The 789-nt window shown below is 65.7% G+C and carries 1 protein-coding gene; it reads right to left on the bottom strand.

Going from position 1 to position 789, the window contains the following annotated elements; translation table 11 throughout:
* Positions 1 to 75: 75 nt before the first annotated feature.
* Positions 76 to 546, bottom strand: coding sequence for a DUF6328 family protein (locus tag JCM19049_RS16210; RefSeq protein ID WP_054822059.1), 471 nt, complete (start codon positions 544 to 546; stop codon positions 76 to 78).
* Positions 547 to 789: the final 243 nt, after the last annotated feature.

Here is a 789-nt window from a genome sequence, read left to right as displayed (position 1 = left end):
CCGGGTACTGCCCCGGGCGGTGCGCCACGCCCCGATGCGCTACAGCCTGCGCCGCATTGACAAGGGACGGCTGGGCTAGCGGTCCTGCTGCGGCAGGGTGTCCAGCGGGGTGACCAGCCGCGGCAGGATCACCAGCAGGAAGATGGTCACCAGCATCAGTGAACCGCCGACCAGCGAGCCGATCTGCCAGCCGAACAGCACCTGCACCACGAACCAGACACAACCGCAGATCAGCAGACCCACCCCGATCCCGACGACCTTGACCACGATATGCCCCAGGTGCACGGTGGTGGCCTTCACCCGCTGCCCGAACAGGTAGCGGTGGACCGCCACCGGGAAGATCATCAGCAGTATCAGCAGCACCGAGACCAGCAGCAGCACCGCATAGATCACCTGTTCGCGCGGCTCAACGATCTCGAACCGCGACTGGAAGGGCAGCACCACCAGGAACGCCGCCAGGATCTGGATGCCCGTCTGCATGACGCGCATCTCCTGCAACAGCTCATTCCACTGGCGGTGCGGCGCCTCGGGACTGTCATCGGGCATGCTTCGCCGTTTCCCCATATTCCGGACTCCTCGTGACAACAACACAGCGTGCAAGTGTCGAAAGCCTACCGCAAGCGCGCCGCCCGGCGGAGCGGCGTCCAGCGTGTTTCCTGCCAACGGACAAGGGTAAGCCAGTTCATTGAGCGGCCCGGGCGCTTGCGCCTAGGGTGGGGAAGGTGAAGACCTTGGATCAGCAGCACGACAGCATTCACCCCGCCCCGGGCACCGACCCGCCTCCCGGAC

This window comes from Arthrobacter sp. JCM 19049 (assembly GCF_001310435.1).
The sequence above is the reverse complement of the archived record's forward strand: the minus strand, read 5'-3'. Positions and strand labels throughout refer to the sequence as shown.